Annotated in this window: 9 protein-coding genes and 1 pseudogene; 3 read left to right on the top strand and 7 right to left on the bottom strand. The window is 63.6% G+C overall.

Features of this window, described 5'->3' with window-relative positions; all coding sequences use genetic code 11:
* Positions 1–46: 46 nt before the first annotated feature.
* From F6X39_RS16470 to F6X39_RS16485, 4 genes are all read right to left on the bottom strand, one after another.
* The gene (locus tag F6X39_RS16470) at positions 47–3,160 is read right to left on the bottom strand and encodes an efflux RND transporter permease subunit (protein ID WP_187617372.1); all 3,114 of its coding nucleotides are present in this window, start codon (positions 3,158–3,160) and stop codon (positions 47–49) included.
* Positions 3,157–4,368, bottom strand: coding sequence for an efflux RND transporter periplasmic adaptor subunit (locus F6X39_RS16475; RefSeq protein WP_187617373.1), 1,212 nt, complete (start codon positions 4,366–4,368; stop codon positions 3,157–3,159). The genes F6X39_RS16470 and F6X39_RS16475 overlap by 4 nt, the downstream gene beginning before the upstream one ends.
* Entirely contained in the window at positions 4,365–5,843 is a 1,479-nt protein-coding gene (locus F6X39_RS16480) for an efflux transporter outer membrane subunit (protein ID WP_187617374.1), read from the bottom strand. The genes F6X39_RS16475 and F6X39_RS16480 overlap by 4 nt, the downstream gene beginning before the upstream one ends.
* A 147-nt stretch (positions 5,844–5,990) precedes the next feature.
* Positions 5,991–6,668, bottom strand: a complete 678-nt coding sequence (locus F6X39_RS16485; protein WP_187617375.1) for a response regulator transcription factor — start codon at positions 6,666–6,668, stop codon at positions 5,991–5,993.
* Between the two features lie 162 nt (positions 6,669–6,830).
* On the opposite strand from F6X39_RS16485, the gene F6X39_RS16490 reads away from it, so the two are divergent.
* Both F6X39_RS16490 and F6X39_RS16495 read left to right on the top strand, forming a co-directional pair.
* Positions 6,831–7,514: a response regulator transcription factor gene (locus tag F6X39_RS16490; protein ID WP_187617376.1), complete on the top strand. Its 684-nt coding sequence runs from the start codon at positions 6,831–6,833 to the stop codon at positions 7,512–7,514.
* Positions 7,501–8,886 (top strand): sensor histidine kinase, encoded by a 1,386-nt coding sequence (locus tag F6X39_RS16495; protein WP_187617377.1) that lies wholly within the window; start codon positions 7,501–7,503, stop codon positions 8,884–8,886. The genes F6X39_RS16490 and F6X39_RS16495 overlap by 14 nt, the downstream gene beginning before the upstream one ends.
* Positions 8,887–9,312: 426 nt before the next feature.
* On the opposite strand, the gene F6X39_RS16500 is transcribed toward F6X39_RS16495, so the two are convergent.
* Positions 9,313–9,936 (bottom strand): tyrosine-type recombinase/integrase, encoded by a 624-nt coding sequence (locus F6X39_RS16500; protein ID WP_187617392.1) that lies wholly within the window; start codon positions 9,934–9,936, stop codon positions 9,313–9,315.
* A gap of 45 nt (positions 9,937–9,981) precedes the next feature.
* Positions 9,982–10,413 carry a site-specific integrase gene (locus F6X39_RS37615; protein ID WP_222945234.1) on the bottom strand — a complete coding sequence of 144 codons (432 nt, stop codon included), beginning with the start codon at positions 10,411–10,413 and terminating at the stop codon, positions 9,982–9,984.
* A gap of 326 nt (positions 10,414–10,739) precedes the next feature.
* Here F6X39_RS37615 and F6X39_RS36835 point away from each other — a divergent pair.
* Positions 10,740–10,880: pseudogene (locus F6X39_RS36835) on the top strand (LysR family transcriptional regulator); the annotation flags it as partial.
* An 87-nt stretch (positions 10,881–10,967) separates the two neighbouring features.
* On the opposite strand, the gene F6X39_RS16505 reads toward F6X39_RS36835, so the two are convergent.
* A complete protein-coding gene (locus F6X39_RS16505; RefSeq protein WP_187617393.1) occupies positions 10,968–13,667 on the bottom strand; it encodes a CoA-binding protein in 2,700 nt (899 codons plus the stop codon).
* Between the last annotated feature and the right edge of the window lie 2 nt (positions 13,668–13,669).

Consider the following 13,669-nt stretch of genomic DNA (forward strand, 5'->3'; position numbering starts at 1 on the left):
TCGCCCTGCTGGTGACAAAGAAGCTCCCCGGGCAGGCTGAAGGCCGTCAAGCGACGGTATGCTGCTCGACCGCACTGCCCTTCATACGCGAATCAGCGAGCCAATGCGACAGACGGTCAAACCACAGGTGCACGACCGGCGTCGTGAACAACGTCAGCATTTGCGAAACAATCAGTCCGCCTACAATCGCTATGCCGAGCGGCACGCGCAATTCGGCACCGGCGCCGTGCCCTAGCGCAAGCGGCAGTGCGCCGAACAGCGCGGCGAGCGTTGTCATCATGATTGGACGGAAGCGCAGCACACAGGCCTGCCGGATCGCTTCTCGCGGCGACATACCCTGCTCGCGCTCGGCCACCAGCGCGAAGTCGATCATCATGATCGCGTTCTTCTTGACGATACCAATCAGCAGGATGATGCCAATCATGCCCATGATCGACAGATCCTGACCGCACAGCATCAACGCGAGCAACGCACCCACACCCGCCGAGGGCAGCGTCGAAATGATGGTGAGCGGATGAATCGCGCTTTCGTACAGGATGCCGAGAATCAGATAGACCACCACGAGCGCCGCGGCGATCAGATACGGCTCACTCGCGAGCGACGCCTGGAACGCCTGCGCAGTGCCCTGAAACGAGCCCGTCAAACTATCTGGCTTGCCTGCCGCGACTTCGGCCAGGCGAATCGCCGCCACCGCGTTGCCAAGCGACTGACCCGCCGCCAGATTGAATGAGATCGTCACGGCCGGGAACAAGCCCTGGTGATTCACCGAGATCGGCGACACATTGTTTTCGATCCTGGCGAGCGTGTCGAGCGGCACCAGTTCGTTCGTGAGCGGCGAACGCACGTAGAGATGCGCCAGTGCATCCGTCGTCAATTGAAAGTGCGGATCGACTTCCTCGACGACGTGGTACTGATTCAGCTGCGTGAAGAGCGTCGCAATCTGCCGCTGGCCGAATGCATCGTAAAGCGTGTCGTCGATGGCTTGCGCCGTGATGCCGAAACGCGAAGCGGTGCTGCGATCGATCACGAGTGTCGCGCTGGTAGCGGCGGCCTGCTGGTCGGACGTGACGTCGGCCAATTGCGGCAGCTTCGACAGGCGATCGGTCAGTACGCCCGCCCAGTGATTCAACTCGTTGATGTCAGGGTCCTGCAACGTGTACTGATACTGCGCGGCGCTGATACGGCCGCCCACCTGAATATCCTGCCGGACCTGCATCGACAACGAGATGCCCATGACCTTCGCCAACTGCGGCTTTAAACGATTGAGCACCTGCGCAGCACTGTCCTTGCGCTGAGCGAACGGTTTCAGGTTGATCATGACGCGCCCCTGGCTCACGGTCGGGTTAGGACCCATCCAGTAGTAAACGTTGTCGACGGCGGGGTCGGCCTCGATGATATGGCCCACCTGCTGCATCTTCTGCGACATCGAGCGGGGCGAAATATCCGGCGCGGCCTGGGCGACGCCCACGATCAGACCGGAGTCCTCCTGCGGGAAAAATCCCTTGGGGATCGCGACGAACAACGCGCCGGTGGCGACGATCGTCGCCACCGTGACAGCCAGCATCAGCTTCTGGCGGTCCAGCACCCAATCGAGGCCGCGCTCGTAGCGCCGCTCTACTGCGCTAAAGACGGCTTCGAGCCATGCTTCGAGCCTGCGCATCCGGCCGCCGCCATCCGGCTCAGCCAAACGGATCAGCCAGCCGCACAGCATCGGCGTGACGGTCAGCGATACCAGCGCCGACATCACTATCGCGGCGCTCACCGTCACTGCGAATTCGCGGAACAGCCGGCCGACGATGCCGCCCATCAGCAGGATCGGGATGAACACGGCGATCAGCGAGATGGTCATCGAAATGATCGTGAAGCGCACTTCCATCGCGCCAAGCAAGGCTGCCTTCATTCTCGGCACGCCGTCTTCGATATGCCGCATGACGTTTTCGATCACGACGATCGCATCGTCCACCACGAAGCCTACCGCGATGGTCAAGCCCATCAGCGACAGATTGTCGAGGCTATAGCCGAGCAGATACATGACGCCGAACGTGGCGACCAGCGACAGCGGAATCGTCAGGCTCGGAATGATGGTCGCCCATACGTTGCGCAGGAACGAGAAGATCACCATGACGACGAGCGCGATCGTCAGCATCAGCGTGAACTGCACGTCGTGCACCGACGCATTGATGGTCTGCGTGCGATCGCCCACCACATGCAGATGCGCGGCCGCGGGCAGCATTGCTTCAAGCGCGGGCAGCTTCGCCGTGATGTTGGCGATCGTCTGCACGACGTTGTAGCCCGGCTGCTTGTGAACATCGAGGATGATCGCGCGTTCGTGCTGAAGCCATGCGGCCTGCTGGTTGTCCTCAGCGGCGTTCAACACGGTGCCGAGATCGGACACGCGAATCGGCGCGCCATTCTTGTAGGCGACCACCAGATCGCGATACTGCGAGGCGGTCGTGATCTGGTCGGTCGCGTTGAAGATCACCGAGCGATCCGGACCGTTCAGGCTGCCCTTCGGTGCATTGACCGTCTGCACGCCGACGATCGAGCGCACGTCTTCCAGCGTCAGGCCACGCGCGGTGAGCTTGTCGGGGTCGAGCTGAATACGCACTGCGGGCCGCTGCTGGCCGTGGAAATCAACGAGACCGACGCCGGGCATCTGCGAGATCTGTTGCGCGAGATAGTCTTCGGCGTAGCTGTCGAGTTGCGTGAGCGTGAGCGATGGCGACGTCAGCGCCAGTGACAGCAACGTGAAGTCGGCCGGATTGACTTTCTGATAGGTCGGCGGGTTCGGCAGGTTCTTCGGCAACGTGCCGCCGGCTGCGTTGATCGCCGTCTGCACATCCTGCGCCGCGCCATTGATGTCGCGCGAGAGATCGAATTGCACGGTAATGCTGGTGTTGCCGAGCGAGCTCGACGACGTCATCTGCGTCACGCCCGCAATCAGCGAAAGTTGCCGCTCCAGTGGTGTCGCCACCGAGGTCGCCATGGTTTCCGCGCTCGCGCCGGGCAACTTGGCGACAACCTGAATGGTCGGAAAATCGACCTGCGGCAGCGGCGCGACCGGCAGCAGAAAATACGCCACCGCGCCGACCAGCAGCACTGCGATCGCCAGAAAACTCGTCGCGATGCGCCGCTTGATGAACAGTTCCATGAGGCTCATGACGGAATATCCTGATCAGTCTGGCTGCCTGCCAGATTCGCGTTGGGCGGCGCTTCGGAACTGGCGGGAACCGTGGTCGCCGTCACATGCACGCCCGGGTTCAAGCGGCTTTGGCCATCGAACACGACGAGATCCGCGGGCGCGATGCCACTGTGTATCTCCGTCATGCCATCGACGGTGATACCGGTTTGCACCGGGCGCATCTGCGCGGTGCCGTTCGCGGCGATCACATAGAGCTGCGTGCCGTTCTGCGAGTTCACCACCGCGCGGCTCGGCACCGCGAGCCGCTGCGTATCGGTGCGCACCAGCACGCGCGCATTCACCAGCTCGCCGGGCCACAGCTTGCGGTCCTGGTTGGTGAACGAAGCCTTGAGCCTGATCTGGCCGGTCGTGGGGTCGACCGTGCTGTCGATGAACACCAGCGTGCCGTCGGCGAGCGGCGTGCTGCCGGAACGCGAGGTCACGTTCACCGCCAGCGGCGCTTTCGCCTGATTCGCGAGCAGTTCGGGCAGCACGTCCTGTGGCACGGAGAACAGCACGGTGATCGGCTCCATCTGCGTGACGGTGACGATGCCGGTAGTGTCGGTCGGATGGACGATCGCGCCGATATCGGCCTCGCGTGCGCCGACGCGTCCGGTGAACGGCGCGCTCAACGTGGTGAAGCTCAATTGCAGCCGGTCGCTTTGTACCAGCGCGGCGTCCGCAGCGACCGTCGCGGAGAGCGCTTCGACTTGCGCCTTCGCGGTGTCCACCGCCTGAGTCGTCGCCGCGCCGATGCCGACCAGTTGCGAGTAGCGCGCGAGATCGAGCCGCGCGTTATCGAGCGATGCCTGGTCTTTGCGCTGCGCCGCTTCGGCTTGATGCAACTGGGCAGTGAGCGGTCCCTGATCGAGTTGCGCCAGCAACTGGCCGGCTTTGACGTCCTGTCCTTCAGTGAAGGCGACCCGCTGCAATTGCCCGTCGACACGTACTTTGACGTCCACGGTATTGAGCGCGAGCACCGTGCCCACCGCGGCGACGCGAATCGGAAAGTCGCGGCTCACCGGATGACCGGCGTTGACCGGCACGGCGGTCGCCGCCTTGACCGCCGGGTGCCGCGGCGAGAACCACACCGCCAACATCGCGACAACGACGGCGAATGCCAGGATGAGCGGCGCGCGGCCGCGTCCGCGGGGCGCCTCGTGGTTCGGAAGGTGTGCAGATTTCATGAGCGGGATGACGGAGAGGTGGAGGCGGTGCTGCTATCGCTATCGTCGGTCACGCCGAAACCGCCGCCGAACGCGCGAAACAGGCTCACGGACGCTTGCAGGCGCGCGAGCCGTGCCTGCACCAGCGTGTCTTCGGCCTGATACAGCGTGCGTTGCGTATCGAGCACGGTCAGAAAGTCGACGGTGCCGAGCTTGTACTGGGCTTGCGCGAGCGTAGCGGCTTTGCGGGCGGCGTCGGCGGCGTTCTGGTCAGCGACTTCCGCGAGCTGCTGCTGTTGCGCCGCCGTGAGCGAGTCCTCCACGTCCTGCAGCGCGGTTATGACGGCTTGCCGGTAATCCGCGACGCCCTTCGCTTCGGCCGCCTGGCTCGCGTGCAACTGGCCACGCAGCGCGCCGGCGTCGAAGATTGGCGCCGCCAGCGAGGTGGCGAGACTGGCGAACGGGCTCGACAGGAAATGCGACAGCGACTTGCTGCTCAGCCCGCCGTCCGCGGTCAGTACGATGTTCGGCAGAAAGGCCGCGCGCGCCGCGCCGACACTCTGATTCGCCGACTGCAACTGCGCTTCCTTCGAACGGATGTCGGGGCGCGTTTCCAGCAGGCTCGCGGGCAGATTCGGGCGCGGTTGGGGAATCGGGATGTCGGCGAGCGCGGCATCGCTGACCGTGAATTGTTCAGGCGCGGTGCCTGTCAGCACCGCAAGCGCATGGATGTTGGTATCGAGCTGCTGTTGCAGCGCCGGCACGGCCGCCTGGAAGGTGGCCAGCGTGTTGCGCTGCTGCTGTACCTGCAATTCGGTCGCGACGCCCGCCTGCTGTTGCGCGAGCAGCAGCTGCAGAATGTGCGCGGCATCGTCGGAAATGGAACGCGCAATCGCGAGCCGGCGGCGCAGACTCTGCACCTGAAAATACGTGTCGGTGACCGAAGCGGTCAGCGTCAGCGCCACCGTATCGCGATCGAACCCGGAGGCGCGCGCGAGCAGGTCGGCGGCGCCGGCGTTGGCGGCGTTGAAGCCCCAGAAGTCCACCTCGTAACTGGCTTCGGCGAACAGGCTCTGGGTCTTGGTGGTCGAACCGCGCCCCTGATGGCTGCGATCGAAGCTGGCGCCGAGCGATAGCGACGGATACTGCGGTGCACCGGCTCGCTCGGCGTTGCCGCGCGCCTGTTCGACGCTCGCAATCGCGGACGCCAGCGTGAAGTTGTTGCGCAGACTGCGATCGACCAGCGCGTCGAGCGCGGGGTCGTGATACTCGCGCCACCAGCCGCTTCTGACTGGCACGGTAGCGGCGAGCGAGCCACCGGCCGCGCCGTCGAAGGATTGCGCCAGCGGCGCGCCAGGCCGTTGATAGGCAGGCACAAGCGAGCAGCCGGCGAGCACCGCGAGGCCGAGCGCACATAAGGCGGCGCGCAGGCACGATACGCGCGCAGGTGGACTGACGGCGCGCGAAAGCGGCGCCGAACGGGACAGTCCTGACATTGGAGAACGCTCCGGCAACTAGAAGTGTCGCCAGATTAGCCAGCGGGTCCTGTCGGCGCTTTCGCCCATTAATTAAAAAAATTTAATGCGGCGCAACATGCTGCGTCGGCGCGCCCGAGCCGGGGCTTACAGGGCGTTCCGCGCGTGTCAGGGCGCCGGGTTCAACACGTATCCCGCGCCGACCACTGTATGAATCAGCGCCAGCGGGAAGTCGCGGTCCACCTTTGCCCGCAGCCGATGCATGTGCATATCGATGATGTTGCCGCGCGGCTCGAAATCGTAATTCCAGGCCGCCTCGAGCAGCATGCTGCGCGTCACCACCTGCCCCTCGCGGCGCAACAAACATTCGAGCAGCAGGAATTCGCGGTGCTGCAGGCGCAGATCACGACCGCCGCGGTTTGCGGTCCGCGCCCGCGTGTCGAGTACCAGATCCGCGCATTCGAGCCGCTCGCTCATCCTGCTGCGATCGGCGCGCCGCGCCAGCGCCTCGATTCTGGCCAGCGCTTCGACGAACGCATACGGCTTGACGAGATAGTCGTCGCAACCTGCGCGAATCGCCTCCACGCGTTCGTTCAGGCCGCCGACCGCCGACAGCATCAGTACCGGCGTCGTATCCCCACCGGCGCGCAACTGCTGGACGAGAGCCAGGCCGTCGAGCGCCGGCAAGCGCCGATCAGTCACAATCACGTCGTAGATGCCCTCACGCGCATAGGCGAGCCCGGTCGCGCCGTCGGCCACCGTGTCGACAATCAGACCGCTCTCGCTCAGGCCACGCGCCAGGAACTGGCTGGCGCGCATATCGTCTTCGATCAGCAGGATTCGCATGCGCTGGGGCTTACATTAAGGGGCTTACATTAAAATTTTTTCATGTTGGCGCGAAACGCCTGTGCAGCTTCGCGCGGCATACTGCGGACATCGTAGGTACGAGCCTAGTGTAAATCGGCCGGCTAGCGCAGGTTCGACGCTCGTTCATTTCTGGAAAAAGGCATGACGAACGTATTGGTCGTCGAGGACGACGAGCAGACTCTCGCAGAGATCGTTGAAGCGCTCACCGATCACGGCTGCCGGGTCGAAACCGCGAGCACCGGCCGCGACGGTTTGATGCTCGCGGTCGCCAACAGTTATGACGCGATCGTACTCGATCGCATGTTGCCGGGCGGCCTCGAAGGGCTCGGCATGCTGTCGGCGTTGCGCAGCGCCGGCGTGCTCACGCCGGTGCTGATCCTGAGCGCGCTGTCCGCGGTCGACGAACGTGTGCGCGGTTTGCGCGCCGGCGGCGACGACTATCTGACCAAGCCGTTCGAGTTCATCGAACTGACCGCGCGGCTCGATGCATTGATGCGCCGGCGCGAGGCGGCGCCCGCTGTGCAGGAGTACCTGGTCGGCCCGTTACGTCTGGACCCGCTCAAACGCGAAGTGACCTGCGCCGGCCGCCCGGTACCGCTGCTGCCGCGCGAGTACCGGCTGCTCGAATACCTGATGCAGCACCAGGGCCAGGTGGTGAGCCGCACCATGCTGTTCGAAGCGGTATGGGACTACCGGCTCGACGAGCGGACCAACGTGATCGACGTGCACATCAGCCGTCTCAGGAAGAAGCTCGACCCGGACGGCACGGCTCCGATGATCGATACCGTGCGCGGTTCGGGGTACATGCTACATGCGCCTGACTGAACTGCACCGCACCACCGGCTTTCGCCTCGCCACGCTGTTCCTGGTGCTGTTCGGCGTGATCGCGCTGCTGCTATTCGGTTACCTGTACCGCGAGATCACCGGCTTCGAACAGGAGCGCATCGACGACTGGCTGCTTCGCGAGCACGCCCAATTGAAACGCGAAGCGCCGGACGAACTGGTCGCGCGATTCGAACATCAGAACCAGTTCGATCCGCGCCGCCAGCGCCCGTTCGGCCTGTTCGAAGCCAGCGGCAAACATCTTGCCGGCGGCTATGCGGGCGATCTGCCGGCCATCCCCGTCTTTGGCAAGCCGTTTTCGATGCGTCTCGCAAATCTGCCGGGCCACCCGCCTGGCCGATGCATCGCCGCGCACGTGCCCGATAACCGCATCGCTTTACAATGCCAGAACACCCTCGAGCTCGACCACTTCGACGACGAACTGCTGCATGCGCTGCTCTCCACCGCGATGATCACGCTCGTGATCGGCCTGATCGGGGCGACCCTGATTGGCGTTTCGGCGATGCGGCGGCTCGATGCGGTGACCGCGTCGATCGAGGAAATCGTCGCCGGCAATCTCGGCAGGCGTTTGCCTGTGCATTCGAAACGCGACGACGTGGATCGCCTGGTCGGCGTCGTGAACGGGATGCTCGACGAAATCGAGCGCCTGATGAACGAGGTCAAAGGCGTGTGCGATGCGATTGCGCACGATCTACGCACGCCGCTTACGCGGGTGCTCGGCGGACTCGAACGTGCGCAACGGCGCGCCAGAACCGAGGCAGAGTATCGCGCGGCCATTGATGAAACCATCGTGGAAACCAGCGGCCTGCTACGCACTTTCAACGCCCTGCTGCGCATTTCGGAAATCGAAAGCGGCGTGCGCCGCGCCGGCTTCACCAGCGTCGATCTGGCCGCGGTGGCCGACGACGTGTTCGAGTTCTACGAGCCGACCGCCGAAGACAAGCAGATTGTCTTCGAACTGCAGCGCACCGTGTCCGGGCCGCTGGAGATCCAGGGCGATCCGAATCTGCTGTTCGAGGCGCTGGCGAATCTGGTGGAGAATGCCGTCAAGTTCGCACCGCATGGCGGAGCCGTGCGTATCACGCTGTGGCACGACACAAGAGGCGCCGGCGTGACGGTCAAGGACAATGGACCAGGCATCGCACGGGCCGAGCGCGATGCCGTCCTGCGCCGCTTCTATCGTGGCGAGGCGAGCCGTCATACGCCCGGCAGCGGCCTGGGGCTCAGTCTTGCCGCCGCCGTGGCCGGTATGCACGGCATGACGCTGGCGTTCCACGACACGAACGTCGGTTGCGAGATCAGTCTGTTCAAATCCGCGCAACGTACCCAACGTCATATTGCGGATAGCCGATGATCGATAACGTGCCGGCGCATTGACCTCGCTCCGTAAGGTTCTCGGCGGGCCTAAGCTTCTGCTCCGCGTACTGTTTTTTGTTACATAGAGCCTTGCGCGAAAAAAACGCTCAGATTGGCGCCCCATGCACACGCTCACCCTAACCGTCACACGTCAGAGCGCGCAATCTTGAATTCGGCGGAAGGTGCGCTGCGCGAAAGGATTGCTACCCTTTGTCAGATGCGAGGATGATGGGTGTCATCGCCGCGCAGCCGCTTCATAGCCTGCGTCCGACGTGAAATCAGCATTGGTGAATGTCTCGTGCCAGTGGAAAGTGGACGACCAGCGAGCTTCATCAAGTGGCTGAAACTGGCCGAGAGGAGCGGTGCCTCCGACGCGAATGCGGCCGCAGAGACAAACAGCCTGTCGTACGGCCGCGGCGTGTTTTTAGATCTCAGTTTGCGCTGAGATCTCGAGCGCATCGTCGACCTCTATGCCGAGGTATCGAACGGTGCTTTCGAGCCTATGTCCCAGCAGAAGTTGGACCGCTCTGAGGTTCTTCGTCCGCTTGTAAATCAAAGTAGCCTTCGTCCGACGCATCGAGTGTGCGCCGTAAGCGGTCGGATCAAGGCCGATCGCGGCGACCCATTGATGCACCTTCCGGGCGTATTGTCGCGTTGAGATATGCGGCGACCGAGAAAGGCAGCTTGGGAAAAGATACTCGTCGGACCTCAGCTTAGCCTTCTCGATCCACGCAGCGACCGCAGCGCGAGCGGGCTCTGTGACCTCGAACTGCACGGCTCGTTTGGTCTTACGCTGCATTATCATCGCGCGCGGCAGTATCTGATTGCCGTGGGTTACGTCGCGCACATGCGGGTTGACGAGGTCGCACCCGCGCAGCTTGCTGTCGATCGCAAGATTGAATAGCGCTAGATCAGGAACCGCGTGCGCGTTCTGGAGGTGAATCCGGATTGCCCAGACGTCTTTCGGCTTCAGCGGCGGCTTCTGACCAACCAACCTGCCTTTGTTCCAGAGCTCCGGCTTTGATTGCTTCCCATGAGAGACTCCCATTGAGTTGATGGGAGTTACATTGTCTTCCTCCATTCTTTTTCGCCGTCACCGGTCGGAGCAGTCTCTTTGCCCAAGTCGGCCTTTGCCGTCATTCAGGTACCGGCTCTGGTCAGGCAGCAATACGCCGCTTTCCGGACGTTTGCACCTCGACGGTCGCGTGAACGGTCCACATCGGCCCCTCGCTAGTGCAGCGCTCAGACTAGGTCGATGGCGTAGAACGACACCGTCGCAACGGCAGGATGGAAGGTGCTCGCTCAGAAACTCGGCGAGCACTGATTCGTCGATGCGACAAACGTCCACACGACGGCGATGAATCCATTGCGCAAAATGATCGATGCTGCGTACGTAGGTGGCAAAGCTGTTATTGGCGTAACCGCGGTCCGCCAGGTACTGCACGAACGCATCGACATGAGGCGCCAAGGGCCGCTCGTTGAGCCACTTGGTGAAGCAGCGTAGAGGAAGTCGGACGTTTTTCATGGCGGTCTCCTGAAGTAGGACCACCACTGGACTCCGATGCCGAAACTATGTCTGGAAGATCGCTAACCAGCCCGCCGCCAGCCGCGCTGCACCTACATTACGCGAATTCGCAGCCAACAAACTATACATAGTTGAATTCTATACATAGGCGCCGAATACGCACGTTCGCAATTCGGTTCCGCAGCAATTGTCGGCGCTCTCCAACGTCGGTCCCCATGGCCACTTTGGCCAGGATCATGCACAACAGCCGCTGTACTACGCAGAGGATGGCATGGGGCGTCAACTTCGACCTGGATGATTTGCAGGCGTTTCGAGCCGTCGTATAGTTGGGTGGCTTCCGAAAGGCCACCGAGGCGGTCAAGATCTTGTGGTCGGCTCTGAGCCGCCCCATCGACAAGCTCGAGCAGGCAATCCGCGTGCGGCATTTCGAGCGAACGTCGTCTTCGGAACGATCGATGTCCGCTGGTTATCAATGGACGCGGGAGAAAGCCCGCAACTGCCCTAAAGCACAGCAGCCACGTGGTTGCCTTGCCCCGCGCCGGTAAGACTCGCGCTCAGGCCACGAAGCGGCACTGGGACGCGGGCGTGCGCGTGTCCATATTGCGTCCGCGGTTGAGGTGATCGTCGATTTCCGCCGCGCAGCCGAGCATGCGCGGATAAAGGAAGATCGTGAACGCGGCGGTCTCCAGATCGGACTCGCTGAATTCACCGCGTCGCAGCGGCTGCCACAGCATCTTCAGCAGCAATGCGGCGATCACCGCATCGACATTGACGCAATAGACGTTGCGCGAGACACCTGCGTCGAACAACGCCTGCACCAGTTCGCGGTAGTACGCATGGAACACGTTATATTCCCCACGCTTCTCGCTCAAGTTGGCGATGAACACTTCGCGCGGGTCGTGGTTGACCGGTCTGTCCTTGAACACCGGATGATTCACGCCCGGAAGCTTCGCGATGTCGAGGCTGCCCGCATGCTTCTGCCGCGCTTTGTACTGCGCGTATCGCTCGACGGAGCGCTCGGCGAGCGAGCGCAGGTCCACGCCGTGGCCGGGCTTCGACGGATCGTCCAGCGCGGTTTCCCTGAAAGCATCCATCAGGAACGCGATGCCCTCGTACCCGTTCCCGCCGTGCGTGTAGCCGGTATGCGAGAGAAAGCCGACCAGCGCCTTGTTGAGCTGCACGCGCTCGGGGCTTTCCGGACCGTCGGCGGATACCGCGCCTTTCGCCCCCTGCGCCGAGATCGCACCGGGACCGTTGGTGAGCAGCAGGCCGACGAGCGTTTTGAAGGCGAACAGGTCGTCGGGGCCGGGCTTCCGGTTGAGCAGCGCGGCGAAGCCGATTTCGGTGAGACTGCGCTCGTTCAGCAATTCGTCGGTGGAGAAGCCGCAGAAACCGTCCGGGCCATGCCGCGACGCATCGGCCGATGCACCGATCAGCGTCCCGAACAGCATGCTCCACCAGGGCAGGCTTTCGGCGGTCACGCGCGAGATGCGCTTGCGCATGAGCGGGCCCCACGCCAGCGTCGTCGTGATCGCGGCCAGCACCGCGTCGACGGTCGGGTGAGCGGGCTGCGACGTCAGCCAGCGGACGAACGCCGATTTCGCGCCGCGCGCGGCGAGTCCCGCGAGCATTGCTTCGGCGCGCGGATCGCGAGAGTCGCCGAAGAACTGTTCACAGCCGCTTGCGTCGATGCGTGCGACGTCGAAGGTTTCGTTCAGCGCGTCGGCAAGACCAGCGGCCGCAAAACGATCGATCAGCCACTTGGTGACGTCCCGCGCCGCGCGCTGACGTTTCGGCCCGACGATCGACGCCGCAGCCGCGAGAATTGCATTCGGGGCGTTGTCCGCTTCGCGTGCGGCTTGCGCCGCCGCGAGTTCCGGCGTTCCGTGCAGATTGACGGACGCAGCGATCGCGACATCGATGAGCTTCTCGTCGCTCTCGCCGCCGAATTCGTGCAGCAGGGCAAGGCCGACGTTCGCTTCGAGCGAACGCGTCGCCGCCTCCAGCATCGACGCGCCGTGCAGGCTGCTCACCTGCGTCTTCGCGTCCATCTGCGACGCGCCCGATGCGTCCTTGAGCGTCTGGCGCGGAGCGATCACGCCGATCTGCCGATTGACCTGATGGACCTGCTCGTTATACGGCGCAACAGCTTCCACGACCGGAATCGCGAGGCCGTCCGGCAGCGCGATGCCCTGATCGGAGCCGAACCACGGCTTGAGGGCGAGACTGCCCTCCGACTCGAAATCGGGCATCGTCGCGTTGGCGCGCATCACGGCGCTCAGCGCGGCCGGGATGTGCGCGATGTTCGTCACCACGGCACCCTTCGTCGAGCAGCATGGATCATCCGGCGTGAAGAGGCGCTCGACGCCGAACTTCTGCATGAACCAGCGTTCCTTGGCTTGCGCATCGTCGTTGCCGCCGGCCATCGCGCCGGCGTGGCCGACTGCCCGCGTGAGGCGGCTCTTCCACCGTCCCACGACGCACGCGACGACTGGCTTCGTGAAGACCGCATCGGCCTCGTAGTAGCCACCCGGTTCGCAGTAAAGCACCGCAGCCTTGCTGCGCGCATCGTTGGCGAGTGCGAACGCGAATTCCGGCGCGGCATAGTGGATGTAGACGTCCTTGCCGCTCGAAATGACGGTCGACGTGCCCCAGCCACCCATGCGCAGGTATTGCGCGATCGTCGTGCTGAAGCCACCGGAGTTGGAGAAGATCGCGATCGAGCCCCTGCGCAACGAATCGTCAGGATTGTCGCCGCCGAGCGCTCCGCCGATCCTCACGCGATTCCACGAATCGGCGACGCCGAGGCCGTTCGCGCCGAAGATGTCGATGCCCGCCTGCTGGCCCATCGCGCGGATTTCGCGGGCGTCGTGGACCGCGATCTTCTCGGTGATGATGAAGATCTTCCGCAGCTCGGGATTCACGCGAATCAGCTCAGCGACGCCGTCGCGGGCCGCGGACGGCGGCAGGTAAACGACGCCGCAGTTGAACCGGTGTCCCGCCTGCAGCCCCTCACGGACGTTGTTGTACACGGGGATATCGCCGGCCGGCGTCGCGAGCACTTGCCCGCCCTTGCCCGGCGCGGTGCCGAATACGACGTTACCGCCCGAGAATGCGTGACTCACGGGCGTCACGTCCGACGATTCACCGCCCAGGATGTTGAGCACGCACACGCGATCCTCGCGCGTGGCGATCTGCGCCAGCGAGTTGACGCCGACGAAATACCTGAACGTATTGCTGCCTTGCTTGTACATGT

The sequence above is a fragment of the Paraburkholderia sp. UCT2 genome (assembly GCF_014397665.1).
In the GTDB taxonomy this organism is placed as follows: Bacteria; Pseudomonadota; Gammaproteobacteria; order Burkholderiales; family Burkholderiaceae; genus Paraburkholderia; species Paraburkholderia tuberum.